The sequence below is a fragment of the Acidiphilium sp. AL genome, assembly GCF_025499445.1.
Classification (GTDB): Bacteria; Pseudomonadota; Alphaproteobacteria; order Acetobacterales; family Acetobacteraceae; genus Acidiphilium; species Acidiphilium iwatense.
In genome coordinates, this window is sequence record NZ_JAIMBZ010000004.1 from 1 (window position 1) to 22,138 (window position 22,138).

Sequence of the window (22,138 nt, forward strand, 5' to 3'; positions counted from 1 at the left end):
AAGATGCGCAATCCGCTCCCATTGGTCAGCCCTCAGCCCATAACGCCCCATCGATCAGCCTTTCGGAATGCTGATCTGCTATGAATCAGGAAAACGGTCGCGCCGGAATCCCCCCGGTCAAATGACGACACACCCTAATTCTATCGCTGACATGAATTCGTCATTGAACATGACGATTTCCAGCCAAATACGGCATTTTCGCGAAGCTCGCCGAAAAATTTGATATTTGTCTCAAACTTTGTTAATGAAATTTAAGGTTTAAGTTTCGTGAGTGGGCACAGAACTTTTTCAAAGAAAGATCGAGAACGTGAATACGGGTTCAAATGTTGATTTCATTCATGGAAATTTAGAAAACGGACTCTCCGTGAATTTTGGAAAAGAAGGCAATATTAATTCTTTCAATGTCTCTGGTTTTGATCTCAATGACGGGGATTTTTATTCCTGGACCGAAAAACAGACTGCGTGGATCGATATCGCGGCGCGGTGGCCGGCCAAGGATTTAAGTATTAAACTGTCAGCAATGCCGTATCTCGCCGTCGACCAAATAATTCAACAGCAAATCTTCATTCACGTCAATGGACTGTTCTGTGGGTTTCATGGATTTTTTGAACAGGATGATTGCAGTTTTCTGATTCCGCGCAATGCGATTTCTGGACGGTCGACAAGAATTTCCATCACGATCCCGACGGCGATTTCACCAAAACGGCTCGGGCTCAGCGAAGACATCCGGGAACTGGGTATTGCGATCACCACCCTGTCGCTTTTATCCGTATGATGGCTTGCGCCAAATGCCGCCGTTTTGTGCTGGAGTTCGGATTGAATGCTCAATCAGGTCGATCTGCCCGAAAAAACCCGGCCGAAGGATCGGAAAGCCAGCGCCCCCGATTCGGCGGATAAGGCCAAACCATCAGCCAACGGTCAGTCCCAGGGGTGGGGGTTCGTCGATGAACTGAACCTGCGGCGCATCGTCGGATGGGCCTGGAACCCCGAACGGCCGGACGAAACGCGCGAACTGGAGATACTCGACGACGACCAGCATCTGCTGACGATTCCCGCGAATCTCCGCCGGCCGGATCTGCTGGACGCGGGCATCGGCAATGGGTATCACGGCTTCGCGGTCGAGAATATCGCGTTTCTGCTGCCGAAATCGCGCCACCTGCTGCGGGTGCGATGCGCGAAAACCAAGGCCGAGCTGCCGGGGTCGCCGCGCCTGATTGTCCGCCCCGATTCGGGTTTCGACGATCACGCGGCGGATTTCATCGACGGCGTGCTGTCCTCCCTCGCGGCGCATGCCTCCGACATCCGGCTGGTCGATGAGGCCTTGGCGCTGGTGCTCGGGCGGCTCAACGATCTGGTGAACGCGCGGTTCCGGCTCGAAAGCGGCGCGCGGCACGAGGTCCAGGACATGGTCTCGCGGGTGCGCCTGACCGACTGGACGCACGAGCTGGTGACCAATCTGCTGCATTCGTACCGGCCGATCGAGATCGAACCCGGGCCGGCGCCGCTGGTGTCGGTGGTCATTCCGGTGCACGACAAGTTCGAGACGACGTATCGGTGCATCGAATCGATCCGCCTTCACCCGCCGAAATGCCCGATCGAGATCCTGATCGTCGATGACGGGTCGAAGGACGAAACCCTGTTCGCCAGCCTGCTGTTCGCCGGCGCGATCCGGGTGATCCGCACGCCGAAGAACGGCGGCTTCATCGAAGCCTGCAATTTCGGCGCGGCGCAGGCGCGCGGCGATTACATCTTTTTCCTGAACAACGACACGCTGGTGCGCGACCGCTGGCTGGACGAGCTGGTCGAAACCTTCGAGACGATCCCCGATATCGGCATCGCCGGCTCGCGGCTGTTCTTCCCCGACGGAACGCTGCAGGAGGTCGGCGGCATCGTCTGGCGACTGGGCGATGGCTGGAACTGGGGGCGCGGGGGCGACCCGGCGGCGCCGCAATTCAACTATCTGCGCGACGCGGATTACGTGTCCGGCGCCGCCATGCTGATCCGCCGCGCGCTGTTCGAGGCACTGGGCGGGTTCGACCGGCATTATCTGCCCGCCTATTACGAGGATGTCGATCTGTGTTTCCGGGTGCGCGCGGCGGGCAGGCGCGTGGTGGTGCAGCCGGCCTCCGAGATCGTGCATCTCGAAGGGGTGAGCAACGGCACCGACACGGCGGGCACCGGGCTGAAGCGCTATCAGGCGGTCAATCACCGGAAATTCTTTCTCCGCTGGAAGGACACGCTGGCCCGGCACCGGATGAACGGCGAGCACCCCACGCTGGAAGCCGAACGGGATGTTATCCGCCGCGCCTATTTCATCGACGATACGATATTGACGCCGGAGCAGGATGCCGGTTCCAACGGCGCCTTGCAGCATATCCTGGCGCTGCAGCAGCTCGGCTACAAGGTGACGTTCATTCCGTCCGACAACATGGCACGGCTCGACCCGCATACGCGGGCGCTGGAGAAAATCGGCGTCGAATGCCTGTATGCGCCGTATTTCTGGTCGGTCGAGGAGGTTCTGCGCAAGGCGCTGGTGGCGCCGGATCTGGTGTATTTCCATCGGTTTTCCAATGCGTCGAAATACGCCGCGATGGCGCGCGAGAAATTTCCGAAATGCCGGCTGGTGTATAATGTGTGCGATCTGCACTTCCTGCGCGAGGAGCGGGAAGCCGAACTGGCCGACGACGCCGCGCTGCGCGCCAGTGCGGCGGTGAAGCGCAAGCGCGAGCTGGCGGCGATGCAACAGGTGGATTGCGTGATCGTCTATTCCACCGCCGAGGCCGAATTGCTGCGGACCATTCTGCCGGAGGTGCCGGTCGAAATCGTCTTCTGGGCGGTCGAATCGCGCCCGACGACGCTGCCATTCGCGCAGCGCGCCGGCTATGCGTTTTTCGGCAGTTACAAGCACCCACCGAACGAGGATGCGGTGCTGCATTTCGCCGACGCGATCATGCCGCTTCTGCCGGAATTACCGGATCAGCGGTTTGCGGTGATCGGCAGCAACATGCCAGAGAGCATCGCCCGGCTGCACGGGCCGGCCATCGACGTGCGCGGCCATGTGCCGGTGCTGGCGGATGCGCTTCACACGCTTCGCTGCACCATAGCACCGCTGCGCTACGGCGCGGGGGTGAAGGGCAAGGTGCTGGAGAGCTTTGCGCACGGGCTGCCTTGTGTCATGAGCGAGATTGCCGCCGAGGGCCTGCCGATCGAGGGCGATCTGGCCTGGCTGGTGGCGCGCTCGCCGGAAGATTTCGCGGCGAAACTCAATCGCGTTCTGACCGATGCGGCGTGGAACGAAAAAATGGCGAGGGCCGGGCTGGCGATGATCGACGAGAAATTCGGTAAGGCGGCGATGGTTAAAGAAATGCAGAAGGCGTTGGAGCAAACGCGGTGATCGTCAATAGTCATAAAATTGATAATGATCTGTGTTCGTTTCTATCGAGCATCGCCAACGAGCAGAACACTGTAGAGTTAATTTCAGTAATATACGCTGAAAACATTACGGAGGCAGAGTTCTGCACGATCAAAAAAATTGAAAAATATGATATAAATATTTAACAAGAATTGAGGGCAGATCAATGTCACATAAAGATTTTTACGAAGTTCATTGCGACAATGAAAATCAGTTTAATGAATTAGCTGTTCATGATGATAAATTTCCGTATATAAGAGACTGCATCGCCGATATATATTCCAGGAACGGTGCACCCCAAGAGGCGTTCGGTCGGTGGAATCATTTAGACGTCGTCAAGCATGGAGGATTCGAAATTATATGCCCATTCTCCGGGATCAAAATTGGTTCGAGTGACTCAATTATTTTACCCAATAAAACTACTTTTTTCAGATTTCCGGCTCAGCCCGATATCTTGGCGGCCGTAGCCAATTTAGGACAGGGCTTTCCTATATCATCAATTATTGTATTGTCTGCTCGGATCATCTTTAATTTTGGCGATCCACTATGGGGGGTAAAAATCGCCGACGCAGAGAAAATCTTAGAGATACTTAGCAAGCAAGAATGGGATATAATATCTCGAGAGTCTAAGGACGTTAGAATTGTTGTCGGCGACCCAAATTTTGCGCACTATGCTTGGAATCAACTCGTCGCATTAGAGACGCTAGCTGGAATCATAGATCACTCACGGTCTCTCTCAATCATTTCAACGCATGAGCCACTAGGTCAAACTTCAGACTTATTTCCAGAATTCCAAAATTGGATTCACTCTTATCATGCCGATAGTTTATTGCTGGAGTTAAATAAGCCGGGTTGTACATTCGTACCAGTTGGCGGCTTTCGCGTTACAGAGCGTGTACGAAATCGCTTAATGAATTACGGAAGCAAAAAACTTTCAAGAGAAGGTGTGGATCTTGTTGAGCAGATCCAGGGGAAGTACTGGCCAACAATATGGTTAAGCGTTCGCACTGAGAATAGGACGCCGGTTAATCAGGTTCAATTTTTGACGGTTTTGATCGATCGTTTTTCGCAAAAATATCCACAATGCTGTTTCATTATTGACGGCTATTCACTCCAAGACGACTTCCCAATCAATCCATCATATGACAGATATGCGGCGAACAAAATAATTATGTCCGATAAGTTGGCATATGAAGAAATTAATAGGTCTGTTATATTAAATAAAATGCTATCTGATAGGCAAAAAATATTTTCCGCCATAGGAGAAAATGTACTTTATTCTTTAAAAATTTCCAGTGTTGTTGATTTTTATTGCTGTCATCACGGTACAATACAGCATAAAATTGGCTGGTTTTCAAATAAACCAGGAGTTATACATTGTAATTCAGAAATTTTGCAACGAAACCCTGCTGAATGGGTTGCAAATCAAGCGGAAGGAAGCGTTTTTCCGTCATATTGCCTTGAAGAGTTTATTAAAGACGTTGATATAAATAATGAAAATTTATCAGAGGAACAGATTGATTTAGCCCACGGCTTATATTGGATTGCTGATATTCCTAAAATGGTAGATTTCGTTTTAGACAAATTTGATGAAACTCTCCTTTCTGTTGAAGATCATAAAGGATTACATTACACAGATTTATTGACGTTGTTTCACAGAAAATTGAATCCTCGATCTTATCTTGAAATAGGGGTCCAAAAAGGTGTAACATTTTCACTTTCGCAGGCCAGATCGATTGGCGTTGATCCTGAGTTTCAAATTAACGCAGACAGCATTGTGGGAGAAAAGCCTAGCGCGCTCCTGTTCCAGACCACTAGTGACGAGTTTTTTGATAATTATAGGGTTGATGCGCTTTTAGGTGTGCCATTAGATATGGCATTTCTTGATGGGATGCATCATTTTGAATATTTACTTAGAGATTTTATTAATGTAGAGAAATTTTGCCGTCCGAGTTCTGTGATTCTGATGCATGATTGTCTTCCAGTTGAAGTTCCGATGGCTGATCGTGCACCAGGGTTGCCATCGATCCGGGAAAGCCGGAGCGGCGCGTGGACGGGAGATGTCTGGAAAGTTTTTTTGATTCTAAAAAAATATCGACCAGACCTAAAAATAGTTGCATATGATGCGCCCCCGACAGGTTTGATTGTTGTTACCAATTTATCACCAAATTCAATAATTTTAAAACAGAATTATTCAAAAATTATAGAAGAAATGTCGGGGTTGGATTTAAAGGAATTCGGTTTGTCGAGACTTTTTGCTGAATGTGATGTTCAGTCAACCTCTGTTCTTGAGAATGAATGGCCATTTGACTTGATGCTTTAGAAAATACTTAACTCAAATCCCGGCGTGTTTAGGAGCAACCAAGTCACGCGGCCCAATGGTGAAGGGTGGCGGCGTGACCGGATCGACCTCCCGCGGCAACCGCCCGGACATGGACCGTCGCCAGAACGCTGCATCCGGTAAATTTGAATAAGGATTGGACACCGATTTGGATTAGGGGACAGGCGCCTCGCCCGTCAAGAACCGAATGATCCGGGCCAGGGCGGTCGCTGATCGCGGCGAGCATGGATCGCTTCGTCGCGTTGCTTCTCGCGATGACGGCAATGATGCGGCATTTCTGAATTGTTTCGTCGGCGGAGTCTCCTCGCGTTCAAGGTCGGGTTCCGCGTGATGACGGTCGGCTGGATCGTCGAGCCTCATCCGCCGATGACGATGGTGTCAGAGACTCAACCGCCGTAGCCTGCGACTCACGCCTGACGCCAACGCGTCATTGCGACGCCGGGCGTCACACGAAGGCGTGCATTCGCACGACGCGCGGCGGAAGCAATCCATTTTTCCGTGCATAACACTGTAATAAAATGGATTGCCTCCGCGCCGTTCCAACAATCCCTTGAATTGCCGGAACCTTTCGACGCTCCGCCGCGCCGGCTCGCAATGACGGGGTGATGGGTCATTGTCCAGGGCGGCCGGTATCATACTCCATGGACCAAAAATGTTACTAAAATCTAAAAATTGAGTGACATTTCTGAAAACGGACGTTAAACGAGACGGTAACCGTCCGAAAGCCAGACACGCCCATGAGCACCATCACTCTCACGGTCTCCGGCTCGCTCCCGTCCCTCGCCAGCGGCGAAGACGTTGTCGTCACCGGGTCCGGCGTCGTTGTCACCGCGACGAACGGCACGCTCGGCGGCAACAACGTGGTGACCGCGCAGGACGGCGCCACCTTCCTCGATAACGAATCCGGCAGCCTGCTGCTCGCAGCGAAACCTTCGTCGCCGGGCCGGGCGGCACGCTCGCCTTCGGCGCCAATGCGAGCGCCGGGGCGCTGTTGTCGGCGGACACATTCGAATTTTCCGGCACCGGCAGCACCATCCTGTTCGAAAGCGGGGCGAATGCCGGCCTGCTCGCCGACGTATCGGGTTACGCGGTCGGCGACGATTTCGTGTTTTTCGGCGACGGCACGGCGGGAAGCGTTGCCATCGTACAGAATCCGGGGATTCTGGGGCTCGGGGCGAGCACCGCCATCGAATTCGTCAACGCCACCGGCGGCACCTTCGCCAGCTATACGCTTGCCGCCGTCAACTGCTCCCTCACCGCCGCCGATTTCTCGGTAACGCGCGACCCGACCGGAACCGGCATGGAGGTCGCCTATATCGCCTGCTATTGCCGGGGCACCAGAATCGCCACGGATGGCGGTGAGCGGCCGGTGGAAGATCTCGCCATCGGCGATCGCGTCGTCACAAGCGGCGGGGGGCTGCGGCCGATACGCTGGATCGGGTATCGCGCCTACGCCGCCCCGTTCATCGCCGGCCAGGCGCATCTTCTGCCGATCCGCATCGCCGCCGGTGCGCTGGATGACAATGTTCCGGCGCGCGACCTGATGGTCTCGCCCGAACACGGCATCTATCTCGACGGCGTGCTGATCCCGGCGCGGCACCTGATCAACGGCGAGTCGGTCCGGCAGGAGGACGCGCGCGATCTCATCGAGTATTATCATGTCGAACTCGACAGCCACGGCGTGCTGCTGGCCGAGGGGGCTTCGGCGGAATCCTACGTCGATGACGGCAATCGCGCCATGTTCCAGAACGCGGCTTCGTATCGGGCCGCGCGTGGCGATGATGCGGCGATTCCCGCCGCCTATTGCGCCGAGCGGCTGACGCGCGGGGACCGGTTCGAGGCAATTCGCGAGCGGATCGACCGGCGGGCCGGGTTGCGCGGGCGGTTCAGCGACGATCCCGATCTGCATCTGCTCGCGGACGGGGTTGTGGTGCGCCCGAGCGAGGCGGACGGCGAGCGGTACCGGTTCGACCTGGACAAGCCGGCAAGGACCCTGATCGTGAAATCGCGCATCGGGGTGACGGAGGGCGATGATGCGCGGATCCTCGGCGTCGCGATCAGCGCAATGCAGTGCGACGGCGCGGCGGTCGATCTCGCGCAACTCGCGGCGCCGGGATGGCATGGCGCCGGGGGCGATTCCGCAAGACGCTGGCGCTGGACCGATGGCGCGGCCCATCTGCCGCCGGGCGAAGTAGCCAAAAGTTCCTGCAATCTGCGGAATTGCAGGAATGGCTACGAAGGGGGAGCGCGGCGGATCGACATCACCGTATGCGGGCGATTGCGGTATCGCGAGATTATCGCCGAGGCGCCGCCCGGCCGCGTCGCGACATCCTGGCGGCAGCCGATGCCGACCGCGCGATGACGGGCAGGACAGCGCGAACAATCAGGCCGAGGCGCCGCCGAATTTCGGGATGACGGCTTCGATCCGCTTGCGCGCCTTGCCGATCCGGGCGACGTCGGCGAGCCTTCGATCGAGAAAGGCGATGGTTTCGGCATCGTCGTCCGAGGTGTCCCGCAGCCAGAACAGCAGCGTGCTCGTATAGACCCCGGCGAGCAGCGCGCGCTTGGTGTACCATGAAAAATCCGCCGATCGGTCGCCCGCCGCGTGCCAGATCGCATCCACCGTGCGCGCGGTGATCCGCGCGGCGAGCCGTGCATGGCCCGGCACAGCGAGCACCGCCAGCGCCCGGCGCAGCGCCTCGCGATGCGGGCGGTTATGCTCAAGGCGCAGCGAAACGATCGCCCGCACCCGCGCGGGCGTGCGATAGGCGGCGAGATCGGCCGCGCGCGCGGCCGCCACCATGTCCCGGTCGGCGAGCTCGGACCAGGCTTCGATCATCTCGGGCGCACCGCCGGGAAACAGCAGCACCGCATCCGCCGGGTCGCGGCCATTCGCAAGCAATGCGCGCCGTAAGGCGCGCGTCGTCCATCCGTCGAACGGCACGTCCACGAGCAAGGCGCGGATCACCGCATCGTCCTCGTGGTGCGTCGGATCGGTCCCGGTCATCGCCCCTGCTCCCTCATCACATCGCCCGCTCGGCGCCGAACGCGAGAATGTCGTCGCGGTACCGCGCGATTTCCTCGTTGAACCCGATCATACGCGGATCGTCCATCCGGGCCAGATAGAGAATGCCGTCGAGATGGTCCGCCTCGTGCTGGATCACCCGCGCGTGAAACCCCGAAGCCGCGCGGGTGAACGCCGCACCCGCGGCATCCCGGCCGCGCAGGGTAATCCGCGCGGCGCGGGGAATCCGGGCGGTCAGGCCGGGGATCGACAGGCAGCCCTCCCAGTCGGCGACCATGGGGCCGTCATGCAAAGTGAGCTCCGGGTTGATCACCGCCGAAAGGCCGCGCGGCGCATCGTCCTCGGCGCCGCTGCTCCGGCGTTCGGGCACCCGGTAGATGAACAGGCGGAGCGGCACGTGAACCTGAGGTGCCGCCAGCCCGACGCCGCCGGCATCGTCCAGGGTTTCCGCCATGTCCGCGAGCAGGCGGGCGATTTCGGGCGCGGTCGGGTCGTCGACCGCCTCGGCGCGCGCGAGCAGGACGGGATGGCCCAGCCGGGCCAGTTTCAGAATCGCCATGGACCGAACATGGCGCGAAACCCGGCTTTCGCAAACAGGCGTTTGGCGGGGATGACGGCCCATTGCCCACCCTGCCGTTACCCGGCATTTTCGCCGGTCACGGTTTCAAGGAGGCACGATGCCGGATCTGTTGATTTTGCCGGGCCCTCGGCAATGCGGAAAAAAGGGGTTTGGCAAAGCCTGGATTTTTGCTATAGGGCGGCAAGCGCACCGATTCCAACCCGGTGATCGAGCCCGCTGCGTCTTGCCTGACGCGGCGTTTTCTTGTTTATCGTAACGCCTTAACCCGATGGAGTGTCAGGCCAAGTGCAAGTTCTCGTTCGCGACAACAATGTCGATCAGGCGCTGAAGGCGCTCAAGAAGAAGCTTCAGCGTGAAGGCGTGTTCCGCGAGATGAAGTTGCGCCGCCACTACGAAAAACCCTCCGAGCGCCGCGCCCGCGAAGCCGCCGAGGCGGTTCGCCGCGCCCGCAAGATGGAGCGCAAGCGGATCGAGCGCGAAGGATTCTGAGGCCGGTCTATCTATGCGTTCGTCGAATTCGATGAACGCATCATTTGATCGGGGTCGAGATAAGGCGCGGGGCCGTTCCGCGCCTTTTGGCTGTCAGACGGGCGGTTTTCCTTATCCCGGCGAATCCTGTATGAGCCTGAGCGTGGAGACCCGCACATGACCCCTCCTGCCGATTCCGTTCTCGATTTCGCCGGCCTGGACGCGACGCCGGTTTCGGCCGATCCCTTCCCGCATCTGCTGTTGCGCAATTTCGTCCGCCCTGATCGCCTCGCCGATGTGGTGGCGAGCCTGCCGCCGCTCGGCAGCCGGGGCAGTTTCCCGGTCGAATCGGTGCGTCTCGGCCCCCCGGCAGCGCAACTGATGCGCGAAATGCAGGGTACGGCGCTGCGCGCGGCGATCGCCGCGAAATTCGGGCTCGACCTGTCGGACGCGCCGGTGATGGTGACGCTGCGTGGCCAGACCGGCGAGCGCGACGGCCAGATCCATTGCGATTCGGCGGCCAAGCGGGTCACGGTTCTGCTCTATCTCAACCCGGCGAGCGCCGCCTGGGCGCGGCAGGAAGGGTGTCTGCGCCTGCTGCGCGGGCCGAACGACCTTGAGGATTACGTCGTGGAGGTTCCGCCGGTGGACGGCACGCTGCTGGTTTTCCCGAACGGGCCGACGACCTGGCACGGCCATCGGCAATTCGTCGGGCGGCGCTACACTGTGCAGCTCAACTACATGACCACCGATGCCAAGGCGAAATACGAAATGCGCCGGCACCGGGTTTCGGCAATCGTCAAGCGGCTGCTGCCGGCGGCCTGATACGCGTTTGCCTGCGGTTCGGTTTCGCCGGAATCGCGGGTAGAGTTGATATCATGAGGGATGCGCCAGAGCTCGGCACCGCGAAGGCGCCGCACCACCGGGTGCGCGGCGTGCTGCTGCTCGCCGGGATTCTGCTGATCGCCGCCAATCTGCGCCCGGCGATCGCCTCGGTCTCGCCGCTGCTGGTGCCGATCGGGGCGGCGCTCGGGTTCGGCGCGTTCGGGCTGACCGCGCTGGCGACAATTCCGGTGGTGTGTTTCGCCGCCCTGGCCCCGGCGAGCCTGCCGTTGCAGCGGCGGCTCGGGCTGGAACCGGCGATGCTGATCGCGCTTTCGGTGCTGCTCGCGGGGCTGCTGCTCCGGCTGTTCGACGCGGCGCTGCCGCTGTTTCTCGGCACCGCCCTTGCCGGTTCGGCGATCGCGATCGGCAACGTGCTGCTGCCCGCCATCGTCAAGCGCGATTTTCCCGGCCGGATCGGGCTGGTCACCGGGCTCTACACTACCATGCTGAACGGGGCTGCGGCGGTCGCCGCGGCGATCAGCGTGCCGTTGGCCGATGCGAGCGGGCTGGGATGGCGCGCCGCGCTCGGGTTCTGGGCGATCCCGGCACTGGCGGCGCTCATGCTGTGGCTGCCACAGCTTCGCCATGGCGTCCATCGCGCGACCCTGCCGCGCATTCCCGGCGGCTTCATCCGGCTCGCGCGGATGAAACGCGCCTGGGCGGTGGCGATGTTCATGGGGCTGCAATCGCTCGGCTATTACGCCGTGCTGTCCTGGCTGCCGGCGATTCTGCATTCGGTCGGCATCGCGCCGGCCCGCGCCGGGCTGATGCTGTCGATGACCACGGTGGTCGCGATTCCGGTCGCGCTGATCACGCCGGGACTGGCTACGCGCGGCCGCGACCAGCGCGCGCTGCTGGCGCTGGTGCTCGGCGTCACCGCGATCGGCTATCTCGGGCTCGATATCGCGCCTGGCGCGGCGCCGTGGCTGTGGGTGGTGATCATCGGGATCGGCCAGGGGGCGAGTTTTCCGCTCGCCCTCACCCTCATCGTGCTGCGCGCCGGCGGGGTGGTCGAGGCGATGAGCGTTTCGGCGTTTTCCCAGGCGATCGGCTATGCGGTGTCGATCGCCGGGCCGCTCGGCATGGGCGCGATCCATGCCGCGACCGGGGCGTGGTGGCCGGCGACGGCGTTCCTGACCGCGACGCTGATCCCCGCCCTGCTGTTCGGCCTCGCCGCCGCGCGGTCGGAGACGATCAGGCTGTAACGGCAACGCCGAGGGCGAGGGCGGCTTCGGTCATTTTGCGGTCGAAGGTGGCGATGGTGGCGCCGATCCGGTCGGCGATGGCGATGTGCAACGCGTCGCCGGTGCGGAGCGGGGTGTCGAGCCGGCGGATGGCGGCAGCGGCGGCGATCAAGTCGGCCGGGGCGGTTTCGATGCGGGTGGCGATTCGGACGGTCCACGAGTCGAAGGCGGCGAGGGCCGCTTGGGCGGCGTCGGGTTCGAGCAATTTCATGCGGCAGCGTTGCGCAACCGCGGACCCGAATTCGAGTTTGGCAAAGTCGCTGACCAGGAGTTCGGCATCCGCGCCGTTCAAGAATTGGATCGCCCGTTCGTTCAGGTCGTCCTGGACGAAAAAACTGACGAGGATGTTGGTATCAAGATAGAGGGGCAAGGCGCTCATCACTCTCGTCGCGCAGTGCTCTGACGAGGGCGACGGCGTCCGGGCCGGGCAGGCATGGAACGCGGTGGCGGATCAGCCAGTCGATATCGGCCTGGGTGATGCGGCGGGGTGGCGGGGTGACGGGTTTGAGCGTCACCACCGGGACGCCGTGGCGGGTGATCACCACCTGCTCGCCGGCAAGAGCGCGATCGATCAACGCGGAGAGGTTGTTTTTGGCTTCGACGACACTGGTCACGGGGGAAATATAGCCAGAAAATGGCCAGATGTCCAGAAAATCCAACCCCGCCGTGTCGCCACGGCGGGGTTGGAGCAAAATTACTCGGCGGCGGCTTCGTCGCGCGGGCGCGCGCCTTTCGGGCCGACCTGATCGGAAATGTCCGCGCCGGTCGCCTGATCGACCACCCGCATCGACAATTTCACCTTGCCGCGATCGTCGAGACCGATCATCTTGACCTTCACGACATCGCCCACCTTCACGACATCGCCGGTGCGGGCGACGCGGCCCTGGGCGAGTTCGCTGATATGGACGAGGCCGTCGCGCGCGCCCATGAAGTTCACGAAAGCGCCGAAATCGGCGATCTTCACCACCTTGCCGGTGTAGATCGCGCCCACTTCCGGCTCGGAGGTGATGCCGCGAATCCGGTCGATCGCCTTCTGTGCCTGTTCGTCGGAGGTCGCGGCGATCTTGATCGTGCCGTCATCCTCGATATCGATCTTGCAGCCGGTCTGTTCGACGATCTCGCGGATCACTTTTCCGCCGGTGCCGATCACGTCCCGGATCTTGTCCTTCGGCACGGCGATCACGGTGATGCGCGGCGCGTTGGCCGAGACATCCGCCCGCGCGCCCTGCAGCGCCTTGGCCATCTCTCCAAGGATGTGCAGCCGCCCGTCGCGCGCCTGATCGAGCGCGATTTTCATGATCTCCGGCGTGATCGAGGTGATCTTGATGTCCATCTGCAGGGAGGTGACGCCCGCCTCGGTGCCGGCGACCTTGAAATCCATGTCGCCGAGATGATCCTCGTCGCCGAGAATGTCGGAGAGCACCGCGAAGCCGCGATCTTCCTTGATCAGCCCCATGGCGATGCCCGCGACCGGCCGGGTGAGCGGCACGCCCGCATCCATTAATGCGAGCGAGGTGCCGCAGACCGTCGCCATCGAGGACGATCCGTTGCTCTCGGTGATCTCGGAGACCACGCGCAGCGTATAGGGGAACTTGTCCTTGCCGGGGAGCAGCGGGTGGATCGCCCGCCAGGCGAGCTTGCCGTGGCCGACTTCGCGGCGGCCGGGGCTGCCCATGCGGCCGGTCTCGCCCACCGAGAAGGGCGGGAAATTGTAGTGGAGCATGAAATGCTCGCGATATTCGCCCTCGATCGCGTCGATCAACTGCTCGTCCTGCGCGGTGCCGAGGGTGGCAATCACCACCGCCTGGGTTTCGCCCCTGGTGAACAGGGCGCTGCCATGGGTGCGCGGCAGGACGCCGACTTCGGCGAGAATCGGGCGAACGGTCCTGGTGTCGCGCCCGTCGATGCGGATGCCGTGATCGAGGATGGCGTTACGGACGATGTCGGCTTCGAGATCCTTGAAGAAATTCTTGGCCCTGTCCGCCGCGAGACCTTCCTCGGTCAGTTTGGCGATGGCTTCCGCCTTGACCGCGCCGAGCTTCTCGTGGCGGGCGGTTTTCTCGCGCTCGGCATAGGCGGCGCGAATCCCCTCGCGGGACAGCGCATCGACCCTTGTTGCGAGGGTTTTTTCCTCGTCGCTCTGCTCGGTGAGCGCCCAGGGCTCTTTCGCCGCGTGCTCGGCGAGTTCGACGATCGCCTGGATCACCGGCTGGAACGCCGTGTGGCCGAAGGTGACGGCGCCCAGCATGATATCTTCGGAGAGTTCGTGCGCCTCGGACTCCACCATCAGCACGCCCTCGGCGGTGCCGGCGACCACGAGGTCGAGCTTGCTGTCCTTTATTTCGGCGGAGGTTGGGTTGAGCACGTAATTGCCGTCGAGATAGCCGACGCGCGCCGCCGCAACCGGACCGAAGAACGGAATGCCGGACAGCGTGAGCGCGGCGGAGGCGGCGACCAGGGCGACGATATCCGGCTCGTTTTCCAGATCATGGCTGAGCACGGTGACGATGACCTGCACCTCGTTGCGGAACCCGTGCGGGAAGAGCGGGCGGATCGGCCGGTCGATCAGGCGCGAAGTCAGGGTTTCGCGGTCGGTCGGCCGTCCCTCGCGCTTGAAGAACCCGCCGGGAATCCGGCCGGCGGCGTAGAATTTTTCCTGGTAGTTCACCGTGAGCGGGAAGAAATCCTGCCCCGGCTTGGCCGATTTGGCGCCCACGGCGGTGGCCAGCACCACGGTATCGCCATAGGAGGCGACGACGGCGCCGTCGGCTTGGCGGGCGACCTTGCCGGTTTCGAGAATGAGCTTGCGCCCGCCCCAGTCGAGTTCCTTGCGGAAATATTTGTCGAACATCATGCAGTCCTTAAACACGGGATCGGACCGGCCGGGTTCGGTGTGCGCGATGCGGGAGACGGCGTCTCGGGCGGCATGGGTCGGGCTGTGGGAGACGAAACTCGTCACAGCCACGGGCCATGTGGCCGGAAACGCCGGGCAAATCCCGGCTTTGCGCGCAACCGACGGACCTGGGACCGTTCCGATCGCTCCGGGAGACCATCCCCCGGTTCAGCCGCGCCATCCCGGCGCGTCGTGGGGTGATAGCGGAAAACCAGCGCCTCCGCTACTCCGGCTTGGAAATGGGAGAGTCGCGGTTTGAGATGGATCGCTTCGCTCCGCTCGCGATGACGATCAAGCAAGGTCGATCACGCCGTGCTCAGAAACTCGTCCATGACGCGGATCAGCTTGGTGCGCGACTCGTCATCGGCAAGCGATGCAGCCGGCGGGCCGAGGCGATCGGCCGGTATCGTGGCGAGATTGAAGACATCCAGAACCACGGCGGTTCCATCGACGATGAATCGCGGAGCCAGATAATGCGCCTCGACGGGCGCGGCCGATTGGCGAACCAGGGGCGCGACAAAGCGTGTCGCGCTGCGGCTGAGACGGTCGGTTTGCAGGACGACGACATACGGGATCGCTTCCCTCTGGCGCCCCGGATTATGGTGAACGTCGAATTGCGCCACGGGTCAGAGGGCGGAAAATTCGTCGCTCAGCAGGCCGTGGCTGTGGTGGAAAGCGTTGAGACCGTCGATCACGCGGTCGATCGCCGCGTCTTCGTCGCGGCGGCGCAACGCTTCCCGGTCGACGAACTCGCCGAGCAGGGTTTCGACCGTCGCGCTCAGATTTTTCGTATAGGATCGCGCCCGATGAACCAGGTTTTCGTTCATGCTGAGATTGATGGGCCGTTTGCGGGCGTTGCGATCATACCCCATCGATTTGTCCTGCGCACGTTATGCGCATGAATATGGCTGAAGGACCGAAATCGTGCAAGAGTTCCATCGAAAGCTCAGGCGCGCAGGTTGAACGCAGTGAGGGCGGCGAGATCGCGGTCGCCCCAGCCCTCGCGCGTCGCATCATGCGCGAGGCGGCGCACCGCCTCGGTCACCGGCAGGTTGAAGCCCAGCTTGCGGCCGGCTTCGTCGATCAGGCGCAGATCCTTCTCGACCGCTTCGAGCGAGAAGCCGACGGTGTTGGCGCGGCGTCCCTGCATTTCCGCGAGGATCGCTTCCGCGCGCAGTCCGATGGCCGGCGCGCCGCCGGGGCTGCCCGCGATGATCGAGACCAGCCTTTTCTGGTCGATTCCGAAATCACGGGTCAGCAAAGCCGCCTCGCCCAGCGCCTGGAACGCGACGAGGAGCGGCAGGTTGATCGCGAGCTTCATCGCCGCGGCCGCTTGCGGCGTGTCGAAGCGCTCGATGCGCTCGCACAGCTCATCGAGAACAGGCTGGACGCGGCCGATCGCGGCGGGATCGCCGCCGGCGAGACCGAGCAGCTTGCCGGACCGCGCCGGGCCGACCGTGCCGCCGACCGGACAGGCGACGAAGAAGCCGCCGGCGCCGATGACGGCGTCGGCATTGGCCTGCATGTCGGCGGGCTTCAGCGTGCTCATATCGACGACGGTTTTGCGCTCCAGCCCGACGGCGAGAATGCCGGCATCGCCACGATAGACCGTCTCCGCGGCGTCCTCATCGAGCAGCGAGACGAGGATGGTATCGGCACCGGCGACGACATCGGCGGGGCTGGCCTTGACGGCGAGGCCGCCGATCGCGGCGGCGCGCTCGATGGTCCGGTTCCAGCCGCCGACCGCGTGGCCGCGCTCGATCAGCCGTGCGGCCATCGCCGCCCCCATCCGTCCCAATCCGATCATGCCGATCCGCAAAACCATCGTGCCGTCCTCTTTGTTGCGCACTTGGGATATGGCGCGGCGCGGGCAGGAAAAAAGCCGGAGAATTGCTTCTCCGGCTTTCGTCATCGTTAGAGGACAGGGTTCAGCCGGGCGCGGGGAGCGGGCCGAGGCCGCCGGGTTTCGGCAGGTCGGGTTTCTGAGCGGTCGGCACCGAAGAGCGGCGGCTGTCGGGCGCCGGATCGTCGACCACCTTGCGGATGACCGGCTCGCCGCGCAGGACCGTGCCGATCTCGTCGCCCGACAGGGTTTCGTATTCCAGCAACCCGTTGGCGAGACGGTGCAGATCGTCGATCCGCTCGGTCAGGATGCGCTTGGCCTCGGCATAGGCGTGGTCGATCACCGCCTTGATTTCGCTGTCGATCTCCTGGGCGGTCGCCTCGGATACGTTCTTGTGCTGGGTGACCGAATGGCCGAGGAACAATTCCTGACCGTTATCGCCATAGGCGATCATGCCCAGCTTGTCGCTCATGCCCCATTCGGTGATCATCCGGCGGGTGATGTCGGTCGCCTGCTTGATGTCGCCCGAGGCGCCATTCGAGACATTCTCCGCCCCGAAAATGATTTCCTCGGCGGCGCGGCCACCCATCGCCTTGACCAGTTCGGCGAGCAGCTTGGCCTTGCTCATGGAGTAGCGATCGCCTTCCGGCAGGCTCATCACCATGCCGAGCGCACGGCCACGCGGGATGATGGTGGCCTTGTGAACCGGGTCGCAATGCGGCTGGGCGATCGAGCACAGCGCATGGCCGCCTTCGTGATAGGCGGTCATTTTCTTTTCTTCGTCGCTCATCACCAGGGAGCGACGCTCGGCGCCCATCATCACTTTGTCCTTGGCGAATTCGAACTCGGCCATCGCGACCACGCGCTTGCCGATGCGCGCGGCGAGCAACGCCGCCTCGTTCACCAGATTGGCGAGATCGGCGCCGGAGAAGCCTGGGGTGCCGCGCGCGATCACTTTCGGATCGACATCGGCGGCGAGCGGCACCTTGCGCATATGCACCTTCAGGATGCGCTCGCGCCCGTTCACGTCGGGGTTCGGTACCACCACCTGGCGGTCGAACCTGCCGGGGCGCAGAAGCGCGGGGTCGAGCACGTCCGGCCGGTTGGTCGCGGCGATCAGGATCACGCCCTCGTTGCTCTCGAACCCGTCCATCTCGACCAGCATCTGGTTGAGGGTCTGCTCGCGTTCGTCGTTGCCGCCGCCGAGGCCGGCGCCGCGATGGCGGCCGACCGCGTCGATTTCGTCGATGAAGATGATGCAGGGGGCGTTTTTCTTGCCCTGCTCGAACATGTCGCGGACGCGCGACGCGCCGACGCCGACGAACATTTCGACGAAATCCGATCCCGAGATGGTGAAGAACGGGACATTGGCCTCACCCGCGATCGCGCGGGCAAGCAGCGTCTTGCCGGTGCCGGGCGGGCCGACGAGCAGGCAGCCCTTGGGGATCTTGCCGCCGAGCCGCTGGAATTTCTGCGGGTCGCGCAGGAAGTCGACGATTTCCTGCAACTCGGCCTTGGCTTCCTCGATCCCGGCGACATCCTCGAAGGTCACCCTGCCCTGTTTTTCGGTGAGCAGGCGCGCGCGGGACTTGCCGAAGCCCATCGCCCGTCCGCCGCCCGATTGCATCTGGCGCATGAAATAGATCCACACGCCCAGCAGGAGCAGCATCGGCGCCCAGGACAAGAGGTAGTGCAGCAGCGGATTTTGCGGCGGATTCAGCGGCTTGGCGACGACGCGCACTTTCTTGGTGATCAGGGAGCCCACCAGGTTGGGGTCGCTCGGCGCATAGGTCTCGAAGGTCGAGCCCGATTTGAGTGCACCGGAAATGTCATGCCCGCGGATGGTGACGTGATCGACCTTGTTCGCGTTGACTTCGGACATGAAGGTCGAATAGGCGATCTGGGTTCCGTGGTCGGTCTGCGTCGCGGTGGGCTGGAACATGTTGAACAGCAGCACCAGGAACAGCGCGATAATCACCCAGACCAGCAGGTTGCGCCCGAGATTATTCATCAGACTTCATCCAGTTTCATTGTCGCCCGGAGCCTCTCCGGGTGGCCGGAAAGCCGGCCGAACACGCAAACGTCCATCAACATCATCCGTCTATATCATGGCATGGCGTGCCAGGCACCACCACCCGTCTTTCCAAATGGGCATGGCAGGCGATTTTCCTATCCCATGCCCTTGCTTCGCGCGCAGATGTGCATGGCGATTTATGCCGGGACGAAAGGCAAGGCGGCCGCCGGCGCCGGAGGCGCGAAGGCGAGGCGTGCGGACGGACCCGCGCCGAGATGCGGCACCGCGAGAACCTCGCCCGATCGGCAGAAGGCCGGCAGGGCGCGCAGAACCGCAGCGGGCAGCCTGGTCGCATGACGGAATGTCGTGGCGCGATCGCCGAGCGCGCCGATCGCATCGGCACCTTGCGGGACGGCGAGAATGCGGAACCGCCCATCCCACAGCGCGCCGGCTCGCGGTGCGGCGGGCGCGGCGCAGGCGCTCGCTTCGCGGAGCAGGAGCCAGCCGGGCCCGAGCCGGCCCGCCTTCATGATCCGCACGCCGCCCAGGGTTGCCGGACGCAGCCCCGCCGCGAGGCGCGCGACGCGATCCCGGCGCGGCGGATAGAGGGCACCGCCGATCGCGCGGATCAAAACCGCGAGCGCGTCCTCCGGTGGCCGGTCGGTGTGCAGAATCGCATAGCCTTCCGGGGCGATTGTCGTGTGCCCGGCGAGGAAGCGCGCGGTGTCGCGCTGGGCGGCGGCGAGCGCGGCTGCCTCGGACGGGTTTGGTACCGCCGGCTCAAGACCGGAGGCACGCAGCCGGGCACGTTCGAAACGGGGATCGGCGTTCGAGGGGTCTTCGATCCAGCCCATGCCGCGCGCGCGAAGTTCGGCGCGGAGTTCGGCGGGATCGGTGCCGAGCAACGGACGCAGCAGCACGATATCGTGACGTGCGGCGAAGCCCGCCATGCCGGCGGCACCGCGCTTGCCGCGCGCGGCCCGCATGGCGAGCAGTTCGGCCTGATCGCCGGCATGGTGCCCGAGCAGGAGATGGACCGCGCCGGCTGCGCGCGCCGCCTCCGCCAGCGCCGCATGGCGGGCGGTGCGGGCACGGTCCTGCAGGGCCGAGCCGGGGGCGATGCTAAGCGTGAGAATGCGCGCTTCGATGCCGCGCGCGGCGAGACGGCGTGCCGTGAGGGCGGCTTCGGCACCGGATTCCGCGCGCAGCCCGTGATCGGCGATCAGGGCGAGGACCGATCCCCGCGCCGGGCGAACCCAGTCCTGCGCGAGCAGGGCGAGCGCGGTGCTATCGGCGCCGCCGGAGACGGCGACGGCAAGCCGCGGCGTCGGGCCGAACGGTCCGAGCCGCGCCATCGCCTCGGCAAAGCGTTCGGATAGTGTCCCGGTCAGCCGCAATGCGCGCGGCTGCGCGCGGCGCGGACCTGTGCCGCGAGACCGGCGGGTGGCGAGGCGATTTGGTGGGTCAGCGAATCCAGCGTGTCGCAGGCCGCCTGATCCTGGTGGATCGCGGCCAGTGAGTTGGCGAGGCCGAGCAGCGCATAGGGCGCATGGGGGCCGGTTTTATCCGCCGTATAGGCATCGTCATAGGCGATCGCCGCCGCCTGATGATTGCCCTGATGGGCGAGCGCCTCTGCCAGGGTGAATTCGGCGGCTCCGCCGTCCGCGCCCTTGCCCTGGTGCGCGATCACCGCCCGCGAATCGGCTTCGGCGGTGCGGTAATCATGCGCCGCCAACGCGCGGCGCGCGGCGGTGACCGAGGCGACGGTGCGGACTGGGTGCGGCGGGGTCGTCCGGCTGGATTTCGGCAGTGTGCCCAGCGTGCCGCCGGCAGGCGGCGATGCGGGCGGCGCGCCGTTCTGCTCGGTCACGCCCCCCGAACCCTGGCCGCCCTGGTTGAGCTGGAATTTCAGATTGCCGATTTCCTGCTTGATTTCGTCGTGCTGGGTCGCGACCTCGTGCTCCAGCGTATCGACCCGGCCGCGCAGCGACTGGACCTGATCCTCCAGCGTCTGCACCTGCTGAAGCATGTTGGGCAGCAGCGGATTCGTCGCACCTTCATTGCCGGGGGATCGCGGCTGCGACGGGGCGAGCACGGAGCCGCCCGAATTGTTCTGCTGCAGCGCCTGGATCTGCTGGCGCAGCTCCAGGATCTGATTTTCGAGCGCGATGCCTTCTCGGCTGGAAATCATTTGCGCGCGGGCGGCGGAGAGCGGGATCAGGCTCGCCAGGGCAAGCGCGGGAAGGACGGACGCAGGACGAAGACGACGCATGTGACATCCTTGGGACGATGGCGGCGCGAAATGCGCGATGATGTCTTAAATCCGTTTGGCGGCAAAGGGAATTGTCGCGGCGTACAGCCTGGCCGCAAACGCAAACCGGCGACCCGTGCAAACGGATCGCCGGTGCCGGGCCGCCGGACCGCAATGGCCGGGCGGCAGGTCTTGATGGCTATTCGATCAGTGGCAGTTCTGGGGGTTGAAGCCCTGAACCGAGGTGATCGCGACGCGATCCTGCGCATAATCCTCCGAGGTATTGCCGGGGGAAACGAGGCAGGACTTGCCGTAGGACACCGTCTGGACGCGCGACGGGCTCACGCCCCTGGCGACCAGATAGTTGCGGGCGGCGTTGGCACGGCGATGGCCGAGGGCGAGGTTGTAAGCCTCGGTGCCGCGCGGGTCGGCATTGCCGGCGATCAGAACGTCCACATTCGGGTATTTGGCGAGCCAAGCCGACTGCCGGTCGAGCGTCGCACGGTCGGCGGAGGTCAGGTCAGATCGGTTAAAAGCGAAGAAAGCCCGATCGCCGACGCTGGCGACCAGTTGCTGCTCGCTTCCCGGAGCCGGGCCCGTGGACGTCGCCGTCGCACCGGAGCCGGTAGTGGCCGTGGTGGTTTTAGGGGCGCTCGAGCACGCCGCCAGCAGGGCAACAGCAGCAAGTGCGCCCAGAGCTTTGATTTTCATTGTGTACCATCCCGGTTTGTTTGGGTGCCAAAGATTGAAAGCCACCGATTATTCATCGGCTGGTGCAGTCCGTAACCTCGAGTCGTCCCGAGCTTCTTCCTTCGGAAAATCGTTTCCTGAAGATAGCGACACGAAACGCTCCGCGCAAATGACTAATTCGAAACGTTCGAACGACCATTTCGCTTTCGGGGCGTTTACCCCTACCGGAGCGGTCCTTCAAGCGGCCTCTGAACAAATGGGCGGGCGGGGCCGCTTCAATTCGGAAATTTCGCCGCAACGCGACTTTTTTGACACGGTTTGCGGCGGATTTGCCTCGGATCTGGGCGCGGGTGAGCGAGAAAATATGATGCGGAAACCGGCCGTTAATATCTCTGGCAGATAACCGTGATGAGGCCTGTGGTCTCCGTTTCCTCCTGCCGGCCGTGATCCGACGGCCCGCCTGACGGGCGTTTTCCGCGAATCAATCACGGA

20 protein-coding genes are annotated in these 22,138 nt (G+C 62.4%); 8 read left to right on the forward strand and 12 right to left on the reverse strand.

All coding sequences use genetic code 11. The features are described from left to right. Positions 1 to 271: 271 nt before the first annotated feature. The 4 genes from AiwAL_RS04065 (at position 272) to AiwAL_RS04080 (ending at position 8,115) form a co-directional block, all read left to right on the forward strand. Entirely contained in the window at positions 272 to 775 is a 504-nt protein-coding gene (locus tag AiwAL_RS04065) for a hypothetical protein (protein ID WP_235706267.1), read from the forward strand. 45 nt (positions 776 to 820) lie between these two features. Further along, positions 821 to 3,394, forward strand: a complete 2,574-nt coding sequence (locus AiwAL_RS04070; RefSeq protein WP_262312171.1) for a glycosyltransferase — start codon at positions 821 to 823, stop codon at positions 3,392 to 3,394. Between the two features lie 184 nt (positions 3,395 to 3,578). After that, on the forward strand, positions 3,579 to 5,735 hold the full coding sequence (locus AiwAL_RS04075; RefSeq protein WP_262312172.1) for a class I SAM-dependent methyltransferase: 2,157 nt from the start codon (positions 3,579 to 3,581) through the stop codon (positions 5,733 to 5,735). A 1,009-nt stretch (positions 5,736 to 6,744) separates the two neighbouring features. Beyond that, positions 6,745 to 8,115 (forward strand): Hint domain-containing protein, encoded by a 1,371-nt coding sequence (locus AiwAL_RS04080; protein WP_235702941.1) that lies wholly within the window; start codon positions 6,745 to 6,747, stop codon positions 8,113 to 8,115. 21 nt (positions 8,116 to 8,136) lie between these two features. Here the strand turns inward: AiwAL_RS04080 and AiwAL_RS04085 are convergent, their stop codons facing one another. Then, the gene (locus AiwAL_RS04085) at positions 8,137 to 8,760 is read right to left on the reverse strand and encodes a COQ9 family protein (protein WP_235702942.1); all 624 of its coding nucleotides are present in this window, start codon (positions 8,758 to 8,760) and stop codon (positions 8,137 to 8,139) included. Between the two features lie 16 nt (positions 8,761 to 8,776). Then, the gene (gene def, locus AiwAL_RS04090) at positions 8,777 to 9,337 is read right to left on the reverse strand and encodes a peptide deformylase (RefSeq protein ID WP_235702943.1); all 561 of its coding nucleotides are present in this window, start codon (positions 9,335 to 9,337) and stop codon (positions 8,777 to 8,779) included. A 306-nt stretch (positions 9,338 to 9,643) separates the two neighbouring features. Between def and rpsU the strand changes: the two genes are divergently transcribed. The 3 genes from rpsU to AiwAL_RS04105 all read left to right on the forward strand — a co-directional run bounded on the left by rpsU (position 9,644) and on the right by AiwAL_RS04105 (position 11,916). Next, positions 9,644 to 9,847: a 30S ribosomal protein S21 gene (gene rpsU, locus AiwAL_RS04095; protein ID WP_007421557.1), complete on the forward strand. Its 204-nt coding sequence runs from the start codon at positions 9,644 to 9,646 to the stop codon at positions 9,845 to 9,847. A 156-nt stretch (positions 9,848 to 10,003) separates the two neighbouring features. Continuing rightward, positions 10,004 to 10,651 (forward strand): 2OG-Fe(II) oxygenase, encoded by a 648-nt coding sequence (locus AiwAL_RS04100; RefSeq protein ID WP_235702944.1) that lies wholly within the window; start codon positions 10,004 to 10,006, stop codon positions 10,649 to 10,651. Between the two features lie 53 nt (positions 10,652 to 10,704). Continuing rightward, positions 10,705 to 11,916 carry an MFS transporter gene (locus AiwAL_RS04105; protein WP_235702945.1) on the forward strand — a complete coding sequence of 404 codons (1,212 nt, stop codon included), beginning with the start codon at positions 10,705 to 10,707 and terminating at the stop codon, positions 11,914 to 11,916. On the opposite strand, the gene AiwAL_RS04110 is transcribed toward AiwAL_RS04105, so the two are convergent. From AiwAL_RS04110 to AiwAL_RS04155, 10 genes are all read right to left on the reverse strand, one after another. Then, positions 11,906 to 12,334: a type II toxin-antitoxin system VapC family toxin gene (locus tag AiwAL_RS04110; RefSeq protein ID WP_235702946.1), complete on the reverse strand. Its 429-nt coding sequence runs from the start codon at positions 12,332 to 12,334 to the stop codon at positions 11,906 to 11,908. The two genes, AiwAL_RS04105 and AiwAL_RS04110, sit on opposite strands and share 11 nt — an antisense overlap. Next, positions 12,309 to 12,614: a type II toxin-antitoxin system Phd/YefM family antitoxin gene (locus AiwAL_RS04115; RefSeq protein WP_262312173.1), complete on the reverse strand. Its 306-nt coding sequence runs from the start codon at positions 12,612 to 12,614 to the stop codon at positions 12,309 to 12,311. The genes AiwAL_RS04110 and AiwAL_RS04115 overlap by 26 nt, the downstream gene beginning before the upstream one ends. Positions 12,615 to 12,649: 35 nt before the next feature. Next, complete coding sequence (pnp, locus tag AiwAL_RS04120) at positions 12,650 to 14,809, reverse strand: polyribonucleotide nucleotidyltransferase (protein ID WP_407932512.1); 2,160 nt, start codon at positions 14,807 to 14,809, stop codon at positions 12,650 to 12,652. Positions 14,810 to 15,153: 344 nt separating this feature from the next. Next, complete coding sequence (locus tag AiwAL_RS04125) at positions 15,154 to 15,471, reverse strand: CcdB family protein (protein ID WP_235702948.1); 318 nt, start codon at positions 15,469 to 15,471, stop codon at positions 15,154 to 15,156. A 3-nt stretch (positions 15,472 to 15,474) separates the two neighbouring features. Then, on the reverse strand, positions 15,475 to 15,720 hold the full coding sequence (locus AiwAL_RS04130; protein ID WP_262312174.1) for a type II toxin-antitoxin system CcdA family antitoxin: 246 nt from the start codon (positions 15,718 to 15,720) through the stop codon (positions 15,475 to 15,477). 74 nt (positions 15,721 to 15,794) lie between these two features. Beyond that, the gene (locus tag AiwAL_RS04135; RefSeq protein WP_262312175.1) at positions 15,795 to 16,673 is read right to left on the reverse strand and encodes an NAD(P)-dependent oxidoreductase; all 879 of its coding nucleotides are present in this window, start codon (positions 16,671 to 16,673) and stop codon (positions 15,795 to 15,797) included. A gap of 103 nt (positions 16,674 to 16,776) precedes the next feature. Further along, positions 16,777 to 18,702, reverse strand: a complete 1,926-nt coding sequence (gene ftsH, locus AiwAL_RS04140) for an ATP-dependent zinc metalloprotease FtsH (RefSeq protein ID WP_235702951.1) — start codon at positions 18,700 to 18,702, stop codon at positions 16,777 to 16,779. Between the two features lie 200 nt (positions 18,703 to 18,902). Beyond that, complete coding sequence (gene tilS / locus AiwAL_RS04145; protein WP_235702952.1) at positions 18,903 to 20,102, reverse strand: tRNA lysidine(34) synthetase TilS; 1,200 nt, start codon at positions 20,100 to 20,102, stop codon at positions 18,903 to 18,905. Next, positions 20,093 to 20,977 carry a tol-pal system YbgF family protein gene (locus AiwAL_RS04150; RefSeq protein ID WP_262312176.1) on the reverse strand — a complete coding sequence of 295 codons (885 nt, stop codon included), beginning with the start codon at positions 20,975 to 20,977 and terminating at the stop codon, positions 20,093 to 20,095. Before AiwAL_RS04150 ends, tilS begins: the two co-directional genes overlap by 10 nt. Positions 20,978 to 21,163: 186 nt before the next feature. Then, positions 21,164 to 21,667: an OmpA family protein gene (locus AiwAL_RS04155; protein WP_235702954.1), complete on the reverse strand. Its 504-nt coding sequence runs from the start codon at positions 21,665 to 21,667 to the stop codon at positions 21,164 to 21,166. 34 nt (positions 21,668 to 21,701) lie between these two features. On the opposite strand from AiwAL_RS04155, the gene AiwAL_RS04160 reads away from it, so the two are divergent. After that, entirely contained in the window at positions 21,702 to 22,049 is a 348-nt protein-coding gene (locus tag AiwAL_RS04160; protein ID WP_235702955.1) for a hypothetical protein, read from the forward strand. The last annotated feature ends 89 nt before the right edge of the window (positions 22,050 to 22,138 follow it).